18 protein-coding genes are annotated in these 18,640 nt (G+C 37.8%); all 18 read right to left on the bottom strand.

What is annotated here, in order from left to right:
- Positions 1-35: 35 nt before the first annotated feature.
- Positions 36-1,022: a TRAP transporter substrate-binding protein DctP gene (gene dctP, locus Q9M50_06135; GenBank protein ID MDQ7090212.1), complete on the bottom strand. Its 987-nt coding sequence runs from the start codon at positions 1,020-1,022 to the stop codon at positions 36-38.
- Positions 1,023-1,048: 26 nt separating this feature from the next.
- The gene (locus Q9M50_06130; GenBank protein MDQ7090211.1) at positions 1,049-1,903 is read right to left on the bottom strand and encodes a TRAP transporter TatT component family protein; all 855 of its coding nucleotides are present in this window, start codon (positions 1,901-1,903) and stop codon (positions 1,049-1,051) included.
- 8 nt (positions 1,904-1,911) lie between these two features.
- A complete protein-coding gene (gene pap, locus Q9M50_06125; GenBank protein ID MDQ7090210.1) occupies positions 1,912-3,405 on the bottom strand; it encodes a polyphosphate:AMP phosphotransferase in 1,494 nt (497 codons plus the stop codon).
- 89 nt (positions 3,406-3,494) lie between these two features.
- Complete coding sequence (locus tag Q9M50_06120; protein MDQ7090209.1) at positions 3,495-6,740, bottom strand: TaqI-like C-terminal specificity domain-containing protein; 3,246 nt, start codon at positions 6,738-6,740, stop codon at positions 3,495-3,497.
- Between the two features lie 298 nt (positions 6,741-7,038).
- Positions 7,039-9,270 (bottom strand): DNA topoisomerase IV subunit A, encoded by a 2,232-nt coding sequence (gene parC / locus Q9M50_06115; GenBank protein ID MDQ7090208.1) that lies wholly within the window; start codon positions 9,268-9,270, stop codon positions 7,039-7,041.
- 45 nt (positions 9,271-9,315) lie between these two features.
- Positions 9,316-10,044, bottom strand: coding sequence for a protein phosphatase 2C domain-containing protein (locus Q9M50_06110; protein ID MDQ7090207.1), 729 nt, complete (start codon positions 10,042-10,044; stop codon positions 9,316-9,318).
- A 24-nt stretch (positions 10,045-10,068) separates the two neighbouring features.
- Positions 10,069-10,890 carry a hypothetical protein gene (locus Q9M50_06105; protein ID MDQ7090206.1) on the bottom strand — a complete coding sequence of 274 codons (822 nt, stop codon included), beginning with the start codon at positions 10,888-10,890 and terminating at the stop codon, positions 10,069-10,071.
- 277 nt (positions 10,891-11,167) lie between these two features.
- Entirely contained in the window at positions 11,168-12,586 is a 1,419-nt protein-coding gene (locus tag Q9M50_06100) for a hypothetical protein (GenBank protein MDQ7090205.1), read from the bottom strand.
- Positions 12,587-12,697: 111 nt separating this feature from the next.
- Complete coding sequence (gene kdsB, locus Q9M50_06095) at positions 12,698-13,456, bottom strand: 3-deoxy-manno-octulosonate cytidylyltransferase (GenBank protein MDQ7090204.1); 759 nt, start codon at positions 13,454-13,456, stop codon at positions 12,698-12,700.
- The gene (locus Q9M50_06090) at positions 13,453-13,644 is read right to left on the bottom strand and encodes a Trm112 family protein (GenBank protein MDQ7090203.1); all 192 of its coding nucleotides are present in this window, start codon (positions 13,642-13,644) and stop codon (positions 13,453-13,455) included. The genes kdsB and Q9M50_06090 overlap by 4 nt, the downstream gene beginning before the upstream one ends.
- On the bottom strand, positions 13,637-14,632 hold the full coding sequence (gene lpxK, locus Q9M50_06085) for a tetraacyldisaccharide 4'-kinase (protein ID MDQ7090202.1): 996 nt from the start codon (positions 14,630-14,632) through the stop codon (positions 13,637-13,639). The genes Q9M50_06090 and lpxK overlap by 8 nt, the downstream gene beginning before the upstream one ends.
- Entirely contained in the window at positions 14,629-15,066 is a 438-nt protein-coding gene (locus Q9M50_06080) for a biopolymer transporter ExbD (GenBank protein MDQ7090201.1), read from the bottom strand. The genes lpxK and Q9M50_06080 overlap by 4 nt, the downstream gene beginning before the upstream one ends.
- On the bottom strand, positions 15,047-15,679 hold the full coding sequence (locus tag Q9M50_06075; GenBank protein ID MDQ7090200.1) for a MotA/TolQ/ExbB proton channel family protein: 633 nt from the start codon (positions 15,677-15,679) through the stop codon (positions 15,047-15,049). Before Q9M50_06075 ends, Q9M50_06080 begins: the two co-directional genes overlap by 20 nt.
- A 130-nt stretch (positions 15,680-15,809) precedes the next feature.
- The gene (gene pdxJ, locus Q9M50_06070; protein ID MDQ7090199.1) at positions 15,810-16,553 is read right to left on the bottom strand and encodes a pyridoxine 5'-phosphate synthase; all 744 of its coding nucleotides are present in this window, start codon (positions 16,551-16,553) and stop codon (positions 15,810-15,812) included.
- Positions 16,554-16,620: 67 nt separating this feature from the next.
- The gene (locus Q9M50_06065; GenBank protein ID MDQ7090198.1) at positions 16,621-16,824 is read right to left on the bottom strand and encodes a hypothetical protein; all 204 of its coding nucleotides are present in this window, start codon (positions 16,822-16,824) and stop codon (positions 16,621-16,623) included.
- 161 nt (positions 16,825-16,985) lie between these two features.
- Positions 16,986-17,180 (bottom strand): hypothetical protein, encoded by a 195-nt coding sequence (locus Q9M50_06060; protein MDQ7090197.1) that lies wholly within the window; start codon positions 17,178-17,180, stop codon positions 16,986-16,988.
- Complete coding sequence (locus Q9M50_06055) at positions 17,156-17,431, bottom strand: hypothetical protein (protein MDQ7090196.1); 276 nt, start codon at positions 17,429-17,431, stop codon at positions 17,156-17,158. The genes Q9M50_06060 and Q9M50_06055 overlap by 25 nt, the downstream gene beginning before the upstream one ends.
- Before the next feature lie 45 nt (positions 17,432-17,476).
- Entirely contained in the window at positions 17,477-18,598 is a 1,122-nt protein-coding gene (locus Q9M50_06050; GenBank protein MDQ7090195.1) for a glycosyltransferase, read from the bottom strand.
- Positions 18,599-18,640: the final 42 nt, after the last annotated feature.

Raw genomic sequence — 18,640 nt, 5'->3', positions numbered from 1 at the left:
AGATGCCCTTGATCGCATCTCAATAGAAACGCTAACTACCGCCCGCGAAAATCAATTAAGTGTTGATTTAACTCATTGACGAGTTCAGCCGATAAAATGTCTGAATCAATTAACTGGGTTTCAATATTATTCATTAACCCTCTTAATTCGACGGCAGCTTCTGGACTGGGGGCTATAAATTCAATCCCTTGCTTTTTCAGAGCGGCACTCGCTTTTTGATTATCATCCCGACTGCGCTGATTAATTTCAGCTAAGACTTGAGTAAACTTGTTACGAACGATCGCTTGGTCATCGGTAGATAGTTTTTCAAAATCTTTCTTATTTAAAGCCAACACCCCAAAAACATACGATAACGGCAATTCAGTCAGATAGCTAACTTTAGTATGCCATTGCAAGGCTAATGCGCCGATCGGCGAGGTAGCTACGACATTCACCATTCCTGTTTGTAAGCCCATTAAAACATCACGAACAGGCAGTGGAATTGGTGAAACTGAAAACGCTTTTTGAGCGGCTATCGCAATTTCATTATTATCAGGTGCCCACGCTTTTTGGCCTTTCATATCGCTTAAATTGCGAATAGGTTGAGTTGACATTAAATAGGTCATGCCTATTTCAACAAACCCAAAACTAATAATGCCTTTTTCAGCTAAACCTTGCGTGAGTTTTATATCCATTTTGCTACGAACATAATCAATTTCAGCTAACGACCGAAATTTTAAAACTAAATTATAAAGTTGAATATCGGAATAAATCGAACTTAATCCTGAATTGGTTAACGCAGCCCCATTGAGTTGTTTAAAGCGCATTTTTTTTAAAACACTCTTATCGTCCCCCATCACGCCCCCAGGATACAGTTTGAATTTAACGCGTCCTTCTGTTTGAGTTTCAATGCTTTTTGTTACCGTACGAATGCTTTCCATCCAATACGAGCCTTCGGGTGAAAGGCTGGCAATTTTAAAAGTGACCGCGTGTGCGTAACTTGAGATCACCAGTAAGAAAAAAAAAGAAAAAAGATGTTTCATAATACGTTTCCTCATTTGCTTTTCATTCAAAAATAATCATCCGCTGATTCTAATAACTGTTTTGCTTGTTGTTTAGCCGTGAGATTAATGAGATTTAAATTATCTTGTTTCGCATCGGCTTTCACGACTTGATTTAATAAACGATCATGCAATTTTCTGTCAAAAAGTAATCGCGCATAATGCTTTGCGTATAATACTTTAACCATTAAATTCTTATTTTCAGATAATTTAATCGCTTGTTCAAAATGTTGTTTAGCCACATCAGGTTTCCCCCCTAATGCAGGCGGTAACAAGCTTTCAAGAACCGCTAAATATAAATGCCCTGCACCGTATTGATAGCCCTCATCCAGCTTAACTAATTGCATCATGATGGTTTTAACTTGAGCTAATTGTGCAACCGCATTCATATCAGTTTTATGCGCTTGTATCCATGAAGCCCATGCAGTTCCCACTGTATAAAGACTGTTTAAATCCTCAACGGTACTTTGTTGAATAAGCGATTCAAACGGGGTAAAAGGTAACTGCTCCAACTGACAATATGTTTTTTTGTGTAAACACGCGCCGCGTAAGCCAAATTCAAATGCTTTTTCTGTTAACGCTTTTAAACGCTCCTTATCTTTGGGAATCAATGCCGCATAAGAACGATAAAGTGTTGATAATGATAATGCCAAGCGTGCATTTTCAGGCTGTTGTTTTATTAACGCCTCTTGGAGTAATAAATACGCAGGAATCGCACTAACAACCGTTTTAGGATCATTATGATTTAAAATAACGGTTCTTAAATTTTGAGCCAGATCATCACTAACTGATGATAATAACGAACTGCACGCGGTCAAACTTAGGCTAGTTGATAAGACCATGAGTTTAAGTAAATAACGCATTTTAAGCCTCATTTTTTTTGATCCAACATTTTTTCCAAATGCTCACAAAATGTTTTTATCACTTTAATCCGTGCATATTTTTTATCATTACCTTCAACTAAAACCCACGGGGCATTTTGAGTGCTGGTCCGTGCAACCATTTCATTAACCGCTAACTGATAATCATCCCATTTATTACGATTACGATAATCTTCGTCCGTAATTTTATGTTGTTTATAACTAATTTGTTCGCGAGCTTTAAAACGTGATAATTGCTCATCTTTATCAATGTGCAGCCAAAATTTGACGACTAAAATACCATGAGCCATCATTGCTTCTTCAAAATTTACAATTTCACTGTAGGCGCGCATCCATTCATTTTCACTGGCAAACCCTTCTACTCTTTCAACTAAGACTCGACCGTACCAACTACGATCATAAATAGTCAACCAGCCCGCACGCGGAATATGTCGCCAAAAACGCCATAAATAATGATGTTGACGTTCCTCATCGGTCGGGGCGGCCACAGGAATAATTTGATAACTTCTCGCATCCACTGCACGGGTTAACCGACGAATAACACCGCCCTTCCCTCCTGCATCCCAGCCTTCAAAAACTAAAATACTCGACCGTTTTTGATTGTGTGCCGCTCTTGAAAGTTTATTTAATTTGCCTTGATAAAAACTCAATTGCTGATTATAGGATTTTTTATCCAATTTTAAGGATAAATCCAGCGAGTCCAATAGATTTTGTTGTTTAAGTTGAATAATTTTGGGGGTATCATCAGTCGTTGTCATCGGTTTAGTGACCTGACGCTCGGTGATCTGTTGTTGAATACGGTTAAGAATATGTTGCGCGACGGTTAAGCTGCTATAACGACTATCCGCGCCTTCAACCACAAGCCAAGGTGAATCCGCCGTACTGGTTTCTGTGAGGACTTTTTCAGCGACCCCTAAAAACTTATCATATAATTTTAGATGTTTTTTATCACGATCACTGACTTGCCAGCGGGTATCAGGGTTTTTCGCTAAAGTTTTTAAGCGTTTCTTCTGTTGATCTTTTTTAAGGTGTAACCAGCATTTAATAATTAAAGCTCCATCATCAATTAATTCCTGCTCTAATTGACGAATTTCCATTAATTCCACTTGCAACGTATGATCGTCTATTTCACCATAAACCCGTTGTGACAGCGAATCACTATACCAAGAACCGACATAAATTCCGATGAATCCTTTCGGTGGAAGTGTACGCCAAAATCGCCAAAATTTAGGCCGTTCTTTTTCTTCGTCACTGGGTTTGCTAAAGGCAATGGTTCGCATATAGCGCGGGTCTAACCATTCGTTGAGTAAATTAATAACCTCACCTTTTCCCCCACCATCAACGCCTGAGATTAAAATGATAACGGGGAAATCACAACGTTTTAGTTGTTGCTGAATCATTAATAGTTCAGTCCTCAATACAGGGACTTGCGCATTATAATTAAGCTTGGTAACGGTATGTCCTAATTCGGCAATTTCAAACATGTTGATATTTTCCTTATATTCAGGTTTGATAAGGGGACTTTGATTATACCCAACGGATGTTAAGGTGCTAAATAAAAATTTAGAAGCAGCTACAAATTAATTGATTTTTCTAAACAGGTAATTTCATCTGAGGTTAGCTTAAATAAGGCATAAACCTGTTTATTTATCTCTTTTTCTAGGCGTTCAATTTCATCTGTAAAACTTTGCCATGCTTGGCTTTGTTCTTCAAGAAATTTTTTCCATTGCATTTGGGCATTAGGATCGCTTAAGTCTAAAGATAATGTGTCAGCTTTTTTTAATTTAAAGGCTTTGCGGGCTTCTTGGTTTAAGGTTTTAATATCGGAAACTGTCCACCATTTTAAGAGTTTTTTATTCAATGAATGATGATTATTTTCAGGACGAAAATTTTCGATTAGTAAATCTCTTACATTTTGCTCTAACTGATAGCGTTCTCCTGCCTGTTGTTGACATTGTTCCGCTAATTCAGCGATGATTTGTTTTTGTTCATCTGTTGCTTTTGGAATAGGAATTTGATTAATATAAATAGGCTTACATTCAAGAAACCCGCCAGAACGACCAATAGCAACGTTATGAAGAAAAAACCAAGAAATATTAGAATTAAGATAAGCGACTAACCATTTTTCAGAAGTCGCTAATATTGGAGAGGGAGCATTAATATAATACAGTTTTTCATCATAAAAAAATGAAGATTTACTTTGCAAATTGCCCCACACAATTTTTTCTTTTTCAAATTTTTCATAATAAGCCACGGTATCTTGAATTTCATACCACTTATATATCCCTCCTTTACGACCGATCCATTTATTTTTATTATTCCAATCATGGGGTTTTGGCTCTAATCGTTTTCTAAATTGTTCTAAATGCGCTTTAATCAATGGGTAATTATCAATTTCAACACCTCTTCGTGTGAAGATTAAATACAAGTGCCGACTTTCCGACCGCCAGCGTTTTAAATCTTTACCTTCTAAAAACGGTCTTAAAATATCGCCTTTAGGATCATCGGCTTTTAAGTCTTCATACTGGGCTTGATTAATCACAAAGGCTTCATTGAAACCTGTTTTAATTCCATAATAAGGCGAGCCATAAACTTCTTTTAAGGTTTTCTTATTATCCGTAATTTTCTTTCTTAAGGCAGCTAAAGCTTCATTTTCTAATTGCCAAGCATCGTCTTTTAAACTGGCTTGTTTCATTTGCGAAAAACCAGCCTCCATTTCTATAATAACTGCTTTATGCTCAGGTTGTTTAAGTGATTTAATCGTCAAAAAATTAAAACTAGTTTTTGGTGCGACTTTTCGTATTGCATTCGGTTTTTCTAAGATTAAAATAGCAGGATAGGTGGTTACGCCTGCAAAGACTTGGTAATCACCAAAATCTATAATCGTTTTAACATTACTATGCGAATTCAAAAATTGACGTAACTTTTGTCCACTATGGGTTCTAAAAAATGTCGATGACGATATAAAGCCTAATCGCCCCTCTTTTTTCAAGAGCTTTAACCCCTGCTCAAAAAAGTAAGTATAAAGATCCGCCACCCCATGAAAAGTATCCGCATAATATTTTTCTAAATAGGGCTTAATAGCCGTTAATCGTTCTTGACGCACATACGGTGGGTTTCCCAATACCACATCAAAACCGCCTTCATTCATCACTTTGTTAAAACGTAATGGCCAGTTAAAAGCATTTTTATCGGCGTTTTTATGCGCGATAATGCTATTGCCTTGTTGAATATTATCCCCCAACGCATTTAATTTCTTACCCTTCTCCGCCGTTTCTAACCATAACGCCAATTGCGCTATTTCAACCGATTCAAAATTTAAATCCACGCCAAATAAATTATGATTTAAAATCGCTTTGTCCAAATCACGACTAAATAAATCATTAGGGTCATCATCAAATTGACTCAACTGTTGATTAACATTTTCATACTCATGCTTTAAATAATGAAACGCCCCAATTAAAAAAGCACCACTGCCACAGGCAGGATCTAAAACGCGCGTTTTGGCTAATAATTCTCGATATTCCAGCCAGTATTCAACACTTTCTTGTTCATGGGGGATTTTTGCTTGCTTAACCGTTAAATAACCGCCTAAAGTTTTTTTAACAATATATTCGGTAATAAAAGCAGGGGTATAAACCACGCCATCTTGCTTGCGTTTTCCACTGGTTCCCGTGACTTGTTGAGAGTTTATGAGTAACTCATCTTCCTCTAACGTCTCATAAATTTCATCTAAATCGGTAATCGACTGTTCAAAAATATGCCCTAAAATATGCGTGCCGATTTCAGCAAAATCATAGCTATATAAATGCTTAAAACCCAGTAATAATTCATCACTGACCTTTAAATGTTCAATCTTGTCATCGGGCGCAAATAAACCGCCGTTATAAGGAAAAATAGCCGAGGTTTCATTGCCCTCATTAATATCCGTAAACAGCTTTTTAACTAAATCCCAACGAGTCAAACCAATCGCCGCTAAATTACTTTGTTCATCTTCAATACGGGTATAGAGGCTTTTTCTGGGCAATAAGCCCCGATTTTCAGCAAAAGCAATAAACATCACCCGATCCATTAACTTTTGTGCGCGTGCAACCATCTCTCGACGATGAATATGGTTGTTTTCTGCCTTTAAACCATTAATTAAATTAATCCGTAATGCACGGTAATCGCGGTAAAGCTGTACCGTAATGTCTTTCTCTAAAGCTTGTGAATCTTTAAAAATTGCCTCAGTTTTCGTGCCTAATAAATTACTTTTACTGAGTAATAAGACAAAGCGTGCATACTCTGAGGGCTTAATTAAATCATCAATAAACCACTGTTCGTAACTGCGTTCAGAATACGGGTATTTATATAACCGAAATTCAAGACAATTACACACTAAAAACCATTGTGCCGTGCCGTTGGTTTCCTTGGCATAATCCGATGCTTGTTGTACAGCGGATTGTTTACGTCCCAACATCGGTAAATCTAAGGTGTATGTTTTGGTACTTTTAAATTCAAAAGGAACACTAATTTTTTTATCGTCTGGCGTGAATTTCCCTAAGGCAAAATCAATATAATTTAATTCGGCTTCAAAGCTCCATGTTTTAGCATTTTTGGTATCATTTAGCGCTTTGTAACCTAATAAATCTTTAAAAAAAACGCTAAATTCTTCACGAATAGATTGCTCGTTACGTTTTTTATGTTCGTCTTGATTACTCAGCCATTTTTCAATAAGCTGCTTAGGTTTTGAGGGGATTTCGCCATTTTTTAATATCCGTGCGGCATCAAGATATTTATTAATAATTCTGGGATGAAATAGGGCGGTTTTATTTTTCATAACAAGCGACTCTGTAGACGGCAAAAAATTGAATTGAAGCGAGCAGTATAAGATGTATCATACACCTTATAATGATCGTTAGGTGCTGGCGACTGAGGGCATAAAGCATCACGGAAAGACTGGGAGCGTATTGACAATTTGGAGTCCAAAACATGTTTTGGACTCCACGTGTTATACGGAAATCAATTTGTGATAAAAGGACACGCGCGTGTTTTTATGAATGGCATAAATACTTTCACAGGCTCTTATAGACTTGATAATATTTTGTGTCAGACTCTGTTTTTTAATTCATGCGAATTTATTCCGCCATCACCGCATCGACTCGTTGAAACCCTCGGGGTAACGTTGCCCCTCTTTTCGCACGAGTTGCGGTGTAACGTTCAATATCGGCCTGCTTTAACGTTAAATGACGTTTACCCGAAAAAACCTTAAGCTTCTGATTACCCACGATAACCGCCATCAATTTAACGCCATCTTCTTTTGCTGCCCAATCTTTACTCGCTATTTGAATGATTTTATTCCCTTTACCCCGTGCTAATGCTGGTAATTCGTTAATAGGAAAAATCAACAAACGCCCTTGTAACGTAATCACCGCTAATAAGGCGGTTTCATCTTCAATCGTTAACGCCCTCAAAAGCTGTGAATTTTTAGGTAAGGTGACCAACGTCTTACCCGCTTTGTTTTTGGTTTGAAAGGCGTTAAGTTGCACTCGAAAACCATAACCTGCATCGCTGGCTAATAAATACCAATCATCAGGTTGGCCGCTTACTATTTGTGTAAACGAGGCCCCTGTCGGGGGGTTAAACCGTCCTGTTAACGGTTCGCCCTGACTCCGTGCCGAGGGTAAATCATGGGTTGCTGAACTGTAAACACGTCCTGTTGAATCCAGAATATAAACCGCTTCCGTACTACGTCCTTTAACCGCATCTAAATACGCATCACCTGAACGATAACTTAAGCTTGCAACCTCTATATCATGGCCTTTAGCCGCTCGTATCCAACCTTTTTCAGATAAAATAATGGTTAAAGGTTCATTTGAAATTAAGGCCGTTGTTTCTATCGCGTGAGCCGCTTCACGCTCAACTAAGGGCGAACGACGTAAATCCCCATATTTCTTAGCATCGCTGGTGATTTCTTTTTTAATTAATCGGTTCAATAATCGAGCAGAGGCCAGTGTTCGTGCTAATCCCTTACGTTCTTTCTCTAAGACCTGTTGCTCTGCACTAATTTTAACTTCTTCCAACTTAGCTAATTGACGTAACTTTAATTCTAAAATCGCCTCAGCTTGCTTATCACTTAAGCTGAAACGGGTGATTAAAATAGCTTTAGGATTATCATAATCACGAATAACCCCAATGATGTCATCAATATTTAAAAAGGCAACTAACAAGCCTTCCAAAAGATGTAATTTGGTGAGAATTTTATCCAGTCGATGTTGTAGACGTTTCCGCACCGTTAAAGTCCTAAATTCTAACCACTCAACTAAAATCTGCCGTAAATTTTTAACCTGTGGCTTACCCTTTAAACCCACTATATTCATGTTAACGCGATAATTTTTTTCTAAATCCGTCGTCACAAATAAATGTGACATGATTTGCGCGCTGTTAATGCGTCGTGAACGGGGGATAATGACCAGCCGCGTGGGGGTTTCATGATCGGATTCATCGCGTAAATCATCAATCATCGGTAATTTTTTAGCCTGCATTTGTGCGGCAATTTGCTCAATTATTTTTGAACCTGACACTTGATGCGGTAAGGCCGTAATTACAATATTTTGAGCTTCACACTCATAGGTCGCCCGCATTTTAATACTGCCTATGCCCCGCTGATAAAGTTTTTTTATGTCTTCAAGCGGCGTAATAATTTCAGATTCTGTTGGATAATCAGGGGCTTTAATATGCTGTAATAAATCCTCAAGCGAGGTGGTCGGATCATCTAATAAATCAATACAGGCCGCCGCAACTTCCCGTAAATTATGCGGTGGAATGTCGGTCGCCATACCCACAGCAATTCCCATGGTACCATTCAATAAAATATTGGGTAAACGAGCGGGTAATAATTTCGGCTCTTTTAACGTACCATCAAAGTTATCGCTCCATTCGACCGTACCTTGTCCTAATTCCGCTAATAAAATTTGTGAATACGCGGTTAAACGAGATTCGGTATAGCGCATGGCTGCAAAGGATTTTGGATCATCCGCTGACCCCCAGTTTCCTTGACCATCAACCAGCGGATAGCGATAAGAAAAAGGTTGGGCCATTAAAACCATCGCCTCATAACAGGCGGAATCACCATGTGGATGATATTTCCCCAAAACATCGCCGACCGTACGCGCTGATTTTTTATACTTTGCCAGGGCCGTTAACCCTAATTCAGACATCGCATAAATAATTCGCCGTTGAACAGGTTTTAAACCATCGCCAATATAAGGTAAGGCACGGTCTAAAATCACATACATTGAATAATCAAGGTAGGCTTTTTCTGCAAATTCTTTTAAAGGAATTTTTTCAAAATTTTCCTGTAATCCCATGGGTCTTTTTTCCTTTTTAATTTACCGAATCATTTTTATTGATAATCAAGTGACTTGCCGATTTTGGATCAACAAAACCGTAATGTTATCATGCGCTTCTCGTGCTAATACTGAGTGTACTAATTTATCCGCTTTCCACGATAGGCTGTTAACAGGGGCTAAAATAGCGGCTATCTTAGAATCGCTCAATTCCGAGGATAAGCCATCGCTACAGAGCAATAAAATTCCATCCGCTATAGTTCCTGTGATGGTGTCAATATGAAGCGGGGTATTTCCACCTAATGCTTGGCTAATAAGATTACGTTGAGGATGAATTTTAGCTTGTTGTTCGCTGATATGCCCACTATCAATCAAGGTTTGAATAAATGAATGGTCATGGGTGAGTTGTTTCAATTGGCCCTTTTCAAATAAATACGCGCGACTGTCTCCAACCCACGCTATTTCAAACTGGTTTTCTACTATTTTAGCGACAACAACGGTGGTTGCCATGCCTTTTTTCCCTTTTTGAGTTTTTGCTAATTGACAAATTTCGTCGTGGGCTTGTTGGATGCCCTCCATTAAACTAACGCCCTCATTTATGACACGGGTAATATGAGTGACCGCTAATTGGCTTGCGATTTCGCCTCCTTCATAGCCGCCCATTCCATCGGCAACGACCCATAACCCCATATTAGGGCTGGCTTTAAAAGCATCTTCATTTAACGGTTTGTGATTTCCTGTCACCGAAAGTGCAGAATCTATAAAAAGTGAGGGTAATAATTTTTTATCGTCCATAAGTATCCGCTTTTAAGCGTATGTCTATTGGCAAAAATTATCTTGCAAAACATTAATCATCAATCGTAATGGGGGGGCGGGGTTACGATGACAGGTTAAATTATGGCAAAATTTAGAATCAAGGGTTAATAATAATTGCTGAACTTTTGGCTGCTGAAGCTTGGTGTGTATCCATTCCAGTGCGTAACGTTGTCCAGCCGTGCGTTCTTGGCTGGGTTCAGTCAGGGTAAAGCGTGAATCAAATACTAATTTTCCACGGTAAAAGACTAATCCAAAATCAATATTGGCCAATCGCTGACCATTCCAACGAATATTACCTGTTTTACGATCGGTTAAATGTAAAATTCGGGTGAAAACTTCCCATGCCCCAAAAGCAAATAAATACTCTGGCGTATCTCGTAGCGTATAGACTTGTCGTGGCGTTATCACATCAAAAAGTTTTTCCGTAATAATGAGTTCGTTACTGCATAAGTAACGAATAGGGGTATCTGTTAATAAGTTATTGAATTCTATTCCAATTCCTTCTTTAATAGCCCCTTCCCAAGCGTGTTTAATAAAAAAACTTTTTAACGTCTGTTCTTTCGTTGTAAAAATAACTTCGGCACAATGCGGGACAATTTGACGGGTGTGTTTGAAGGTTAAGTCGGTTGTTTCACAACAAAAAAGATGAGTGGCATAAAAACATAATAAGGCTTCGGAATCGAGTGATTCCTTATAAGTTTTCATTTCAAGATAATGCAGCGCGTCAATAATATTAAAATTATCATTAACACTCATTTGTTGCTGAGTATTTAAGCTTTTTAAAGATAACAAACACTCGTTGACGACTTCTTGAAAATCAAGCATTTTATCAACTCTATATTTACAATACTTCGGACAGTTTCAAAAAAGATAGCGGTCTTAATTCTATAAGACATTGATTTTAAAGGGTTTTATATTTACGAGATGTGTTGGTAAATTCTTTTTTAAATCAATGGGTTACAAAAACTGTCCGAACTATTGTATTTATAGAAAGGCGTTAATAGGCAAGATTAAAATTAAAAAACCTACTTGCTTATTAAAAATGAAATTTAACAATAAACACTTTAAATTTCATTCTATAAAGCAAGTAGGCTTTTATTAATTATGACAGTTGACTGCCACTGGTTTCACCGACTTTTGCCAGCAATAATTTTGCCATACCTACATTTGCATTAGGCTCTAACAAAACGGCTACAACCGATTGATCTTCAACAGCCCAAACAGCCCCAAAAATACCTCGTTCAGAATTGACTTGGATAAAATTATATTTTCCTAAGCCTGCTCCATTCATTGCTTTTATCGCACTGTTAATCATTGAAATAGCATTAGCCCCAATTAAAGAGACATTATATTTTGAGTTATTATGCTGAACTAATACTTCACCTGACATATCAAAAATAGCCGATGCTAAATAACCATCAATATCTTGTAAAGGAGTTAAACAATCTTGTAAAGCCATATTTTCTTTTCCTATTATTTGAGATTTTTCAAATACCACCTCTATCTTATCCTCCAAGATAGAAGTATCTGTTTTTATAACGGTATTATCGTCTCCTTTTTCATCAACCCTGTCAAGAACTTTTATTTCTACTTCTAAGGGTTTTATTTCTTGAACCCCTATTAACGAATTAATCTTATTTTCTTTAGATAAAGTCGCTTGTTTTATTACCGGCAAGACTTCAATTTCTGTCAGCTCTACCAAGCCTTCTGTAATCACTAAGGCCTCATCCTCCTCATTATTTTCTAATACGGTTATATTTTCTGATTTAACGGGGCGTTTATTTTTATGCGCTATTGAAAAATCGTCTCTATTATTGGCTTCTCTTGACGTATTGGTCGTATTTGTTTTTTCAATAATAGTGGGCGCATTCTTTTGTGCGATATATTTTTTAATTAAACCCAGTAAGGAAGTCGTAATAACTCTTGCAAAACTGCGTTCAGGGATGCTTCTAAAAGAAAGGTTGTCACATTTATGGTCTAATATTTTTAAAAATGCAACTTCACCTTTATCGCCACCATAGACACTATTAAATAATTCGCCTTGATAAAAATAAATAAAACCTTTTGTTTTTTCAACGGTAATTTCGATTAAGCAGGTTTTTCTTTTCATTTGAAGTAAACGAAAAAAATCAGCAATAAGAATACGGTTAACGACTTTTAAATCGAGTTCTTTTTTTCTTATACTCGTTAATAAACATTTTAACTGGTTAAGGGATGATGATTTTTTTAGGCAATTAAAACTCGAAAAAAAAGGGTTAGTATGAACGATTGAGTCCGACAGAATAATCATATTAATGGTTGGATAACTTTTTATGCTCAACAATAATAAGTCAAAACCATCAAATTTTTCTACTTCTAAATCCATAATAATCACATCTATTTGATGCTTTTTTAAAATTTCACGTCCCTCTAAAAAATGTGAAACTAAAATAACATCATCAATAGTTTTGCTATAATTATGCAACCAAATTTTAAAGGTGGTTAATAAAATAGTGTCATGTAAAACAATTAATATTTTCATAATGGCTTTAAAGCCCGCTAGAGGTGAGTAAATAAATAATTTCTGTACACAATAAAAAATTTAATTAAAGTAGAAGGCATCTCTATAATGCGTTATGGCACGTTACCAAAATCAAGTAGAAAAATGCGCTTGAACACGGATTAAATCATCCCTTGTATCAATACCTGCTTCTGGGGCCTTATTAACCGTTTTAACTAAAATTGATTCCCCTTGCCATAAAATTCGTAGCTGTTCTAAAGATTCAATTAATTCTAAAGAAGAGGCGGGCCATTGACAATAATTTTTCAAGAAGCTGACGGTATACGCATAAATACCAATATGACGTAAATAGGGGATTGTCGATAAGGTCTTAGTGGCGTGACTAAACCGATCTCTATCCCAAGGTATCGGGGCGCGGCTAAAATAAAGGGCATAGCCTTTTTTATCGGTGACCACTTTAACGGTATTTGGATTAAAAACATCATCCACCGAATTAATTTTTGCAGCTAAGGTCGCAATTCCCGCATGCCACTGCGCCGCTAAGGTTGTTGCAACCTCACGAATATAAGCCGGTGGAATCAAAGGTTCATCGCCTTGAACGTTTACAATAATAGTCTCTTCGTGCCAGCCGAGTATCGTTGCAACTTCGGCAATGCGCTCTGTGCCACTTTGATGGTTTTTATCGGTCATGACGACTTCAATACCTAATTTATCCACCGCATCATAGATACGCTCATCATCGGTAGCAACCACGACTTGCTCTGCCTTGGCTTCTAAAGCTCTTTCACAGACATGAGCAATCATAGGTTTCCCTGCAATATCAATTAAAGGTTTCCCTGGTAAACGTGTGGAGGCAAAGCGAGCAGGAATGACGACCTTAAACGGGTTCATTGATGCAAGCTATCAATCTCTTCTTGAGATAAAACTCGCGCATCCTCTTTTAACATCACAGGAATATCATCACGTACAGGAAAAGCCAGACCATCCGCTTTACACAAAAGTTCTTGTTCAGGTTGATGGTAAATTAAGGGGCTTTTACACAACGGACATGCAAGAATATCAAGTAGTTTTTTATCCATGTTTCTGTTTAATTAAGGTTAAGAGGTGATTAAAAAAAGTATCGGGCAATTGAGGTTCAACAGGAATAAACCAATGCTGTTCAGTCGCAAAATCACGACATTTTACCGCATCTTTTTCAGTCATTAAAACAGGGAAATTATCTTTAAAGGTAATATCACGAACTTTAAACGCATGATGATCGGCAAAACTATGGTTTTGAGTGGTTAGACCCGTACTCAATAATACGTCAAAAAAACGTTGTGGGTTTCCAATGGCGGCGATAGCATGGCAATTTTGCGTACTAAATTCAGATAATTTTTTTTGCTCATCCGTGACTAAATTAATAGCGACACTCGCTTTAAGGGTCATTAATAGTTCATTATCTTGAGGGATTCCCCCATTAAGAATAACAAAATCAACTTCACGTATTCGTTCTTGAGGTTCACGCAAAGGCCCACAGGGAAGAAAAAAATTATTTCCAAATCGTCGTTTACCATCAATCACGACAATTTCAATATCACGCTGTAACGCGTAATGTTGTAAGCCATCATCGGCTAAAATAATATCACATTTTTTTTCATCTAATAAACGTTGTACCGCCTCTACACGTAATGGCGATACCGCAACAGGCGCGGTTGTTTTATCGGCAATTAAAACCGCCTCATCACCTGCTTGCTCCGTTGTCGTCTTTTTATCAACGATAAAAGGGTAATCTTCGCTTTTCCCCCCATAGCCTCGTGTAACGACTCCTGGATTATAACCAGCCTGTTGCAGTTGCTGAGCTAACCAAATAACCAGCGGCGTTTTTCCTGTGCCACCGACGGTGATATTACCAACAATAACGACAGGGACAGGAAACGCTCTACTTTTTAAAAATCCGTGTCGGTATAAAAATCGTCTAAAACAAACAACATCGAGATAAAGATAAGATAACGGTGAGAGCCATGAGGCAAGATAATAGTCTTCATACCAAAATTTATTGGCCCAGCGTTCCAGAATTTTTTTCATTTGATGGCCTCGGGTTCCTTGGTTGCAAACGCAATATGTTTAAAACCGACTTGACTGGCAATATCCAAGGCTTTAATAACAAATTGATGGGAGGTTTTACTATCGGCACTAATGACAACAGGGGTTTCAGTACGATTATTCATCGCTTTAATCAGTTCTTGTTTTAAGGTCGTGACCCGCGAGTCAACTAATTTTCCTTTTCTTGCATCGTTTGTTGAAATAAAGTAATGTCCTTTTGAATCAATTAACAAGGTGATTGACTGGTTATCTTTTTCAGTTTGCTCGCCTTTTGCCTCAGGTAAGTTAATATTTAACCCTGTTTCACGGGTAAATGTAGTGGTTACCATAAAGAATATCAGTAATAAAAAGACCACATCAATCATAGGGGTTAAATTAATATCTAACGGAGGACGTTTATTTCGATGAAAGTTCATCGCTACTCTCTCTATCACCGTGAATAATATCCACTAATTTTAGGGACTCTTCTTCCATCTTTAGAACATACTCATCAATTAAGCGTTCAAAATAACGATGAAAAATAAGACTGGGGATCGCCACCGTTAATCCTGCGGCGGTGGTAATTAACGCCTCTGAAATGCCACCCGCTAACACGGCAGGATTACCCACCCCACTTTCCATGATAGCAGCAAAAACTTTAATCATTCCCAAGACGGTTCCCAGTAAACCTAATAGTGGTGTAATGGAGGCAATGGTTCCCAAAGTATTTAAAAATCGCTCAAGTTCATGAACCACCTGTCGTCCTGTTTCTTCAATGCTGGATTTCATGATTTCTCGACCATGATGACGGTTTTCCAGACCTGTCGCCAAAATAACCCCCAAAGGCGAATCATTTCTCAATCCTCGAATCGTATTTTCATTGATTTGATTGATTTGAGCTTCTTTCCATATTTGCGGAACTAAATGCAGCGGTAGAATTTTTTTTCGCTGTAATGACCAAAAGCGTTCGCCAATAATGGCCAGAGCGATAATTGAACACAGGAGAATCGGAAACATGATCCAACCCCCACTTCTTATTAATTCAAACATGTCCTAATCCTTTTAATTATCTCTTTTTAAATCACAGTAGAAATTTTCATCTGTCCCCAACAAGTGCAGAATACGCGGTAATTCCCCAAATACGCCAAAAAAATTTTGAGTAGGATTCAATTCACAGTCCTTAGCTTATTAACCGTGCTTGACGTATGATCGCTTTTAAATCACTCACCGTTTGCGCTAATCCTGAAAATACGGCTTGAGCAATCACGGAATGACCAATATTTAGCTCAACAATTTCAGGAATATAACAAATTTCTTCAACATTATGAAAATGTAAGCCATGACCCGCATTCACTTGTAAGCCCATATTATGAGCATAATAAGCGGCGTGCTGAATCCGCTTTAATTCCTGTGTTTGTTGCGTTGACGTGGTTGCATCGGCATACGCGCCTGTGTGTAATTCAATTACAGGGGAACCTGCGGCTTTAGCGGCATCAATTTGTTTTTCGTCGGGATCAATAAATAAAGAAACTTCAATTTCCGCATCGGCTAATTTAGAACAGGCAGCTTTCATTCGTTCCGCTTGAGAGGCTACGTCAAGCCCGACTTCGGTAGTTAGTTCCTCACGTTTTTCGGGGACTAAACAACAGGCATAAGGTCTTACTTTTTGAGCAAGGGCAATCATTTCATCGGTCACCGCCATTTCTAAGTTTAAACGACTATGCAGCCTTTCTTTTAATAAGAAAATATCACGATCTTGAATATGACGACGATCTTCGCGTAAATGAGCGGTAATCCCATCAGCACCTGCTTGTTCTGCAACTAAGGCCGCTTGAACGGGATCAGGATAACGTGTTCCGCGTGCTTGACGTAAGGTTGCCACATGATCAATATTAACCCCTAATAAAATAATTTCTTTTTTCATTTTAAAAAAACCTTGGAAAAATAAATGTTAAATGACCCGCTCAGACGAAAAAACAAGCCTCTATTTTTTAAATTAATTGAGCAATCGCATCTTCTGTTAAATGGGTGACACGGGCAATTATTTTAATCTCAAAACCTTGGTTTAACATCGTCTGAGCAATTTCAACTTTGCCTGCTTTAATGCCTTTTTCCATTCCTTTTTCAATGCCTTTTATAAGTCCTTTTTCGATGCCTATACTTTCAATCTCATCAAAATAAAATTCCTCAATCATCGTCCGTTTTTCGGTCGGTGAAATTTCATCTTCTTCTATATGCGCTAAAACTTTTTGAATTTCAGGTAAGTGGTCATTAGATTCGTCAACGAGCTCTCATCAATCACTTGCAGCTATTCACGATAAGCCACAGGGGTTTTAGCATTTAAATACTTGGGGCATCAATAAATAATTTTATGTGGAATTTCATTTAAAGGTTGCCCCTCTAAATCTTTAGGATCAAAATCAATCACTGAAATATCACGCTTATGTTGATCCCCTAACGTTAAAACCACAATCGTATAAACACCCAACGGAGGGCGGTAATTTACCGCACTTTTAATCTGCTCAATTAAAGCAATACCGTGATAATACAAAAAACGATCATAATGATCGGTAGGACGTTCATGCTGAATATCAACAATGTATCGGTTTTTTTATCTTCGACGTATAAATCAAATTTAATATCAACCTCACCTACGGTAGGTTTAAATGATTTTCCAGTCTCAACACGATCAATTTCTAGGTTAATACCAATAATGTCACGAACAAATCCTTTAAAAACATCCACATCACAAAATGCTTTTTTAAAGATAACGCCATAACGTAATAAGGCAACTTTTTTCATAAATAAGTGGATAAGTTATCGGGTGATCGAATTAATTGAGTCACCTTAGTTTTTTTTAGACAATAGAACCTTGCTATAAAGTGTCGCGTAACTTAGTCCCATTTTATGCCCTGTAAATAAATCTTCATACCGTTTTCGTGCCGCCTTTCCAAATTTTTCCACTAAGTTTGAGTCCGCTCTTAATTTTTCCATCGCGTCCCGAAATTTTTCAGGATTAACTGGCGGAACAACAAACCCTGTTTCATTATCCTTGTTCACAAAACTTGTTCCTGTGCCTAGTTCACATGAAATCATCGGCTTACCTTGCATCGAGCCTTCTAATAAGGTGACGCCAAAGGCTTCTGAACGTAAGTGAGATGGAAAAACAATCGCAAGGGATAAGGCAATCAGAGCCGCTTTTTCTTGATTAGAAACACGCCCCATAAAGTATACATGGTTTAAATCTAAGGTTTTAGCCTGTGCCTTTAAGGCCTGCTCTTCCGCCCCTGAACCGACAATAATAATCGGTAAATCCGTATTTTTAGCGGCTTCTAATAAGGTCGATAAGCCTTTGTAATAACGGAGAACACCAATAAAAAGAAAGAATTTTTCACCCACTCGTTGACGCATCGCGTCTATATCGCTTTCAGTTGCAATAGGGTAACTGGCCTCATCAAGGCCAATAGGAATTACCTCCACTTTATCGGCATAACGCTGTAAAACAGGGCTGGTTCGCGCATAGTTCGGTGAGGTTGCAACCAGTGCATCCATTTGTTTTAAAAATAAATGTTTTAACGGGCGATACAGTTTTAAAAAACCTTGCTGTCGAACAATATCTGATTGATAAGTGAGTACGGTTGGTTTTTTAACTCGGGCTAATAAGTGGAGAACATCGGCAAAGGGCCACGGAAATTGGTAATGAACCACATCCGCCCAGTCCACCAGTTCTTTAAAGACGCTTAACGCTGAAAAAGAAAGTCCACATGAGGCAATTTCAAGATGCGTTTTCACTCTATAAACTTTAATTCCATCATAGTCTATTATCGCAGGCTCTGGGTGATGACTTAAACAAAAGAGACGACTTTCAACCCCTTCGGTTACCGTATTTTTACAAATTTGGCGAACGACTTCTTCAAGCCCTCCTTGTGTATCAGGAAAAAATGTACGATAAACATGTAAAACGCGCATAAGCAAACCTTAAGGAATGAAGACTGAATAAGAGTTTAAGTC

This window comes from Methylococcales bacterium, assembly GCA_030949405.1.
Lineage (GTDB): Bacteria > Pseudomonadota > Gammaproteobacteria > Methylococcales > Methylomonadaceae > WTBX01.
The sequence above is the reverse complement of the archived record's forward strand: the minus strand, read 5'-3'. Positions and strand labels throughout refer to the sequence as shown.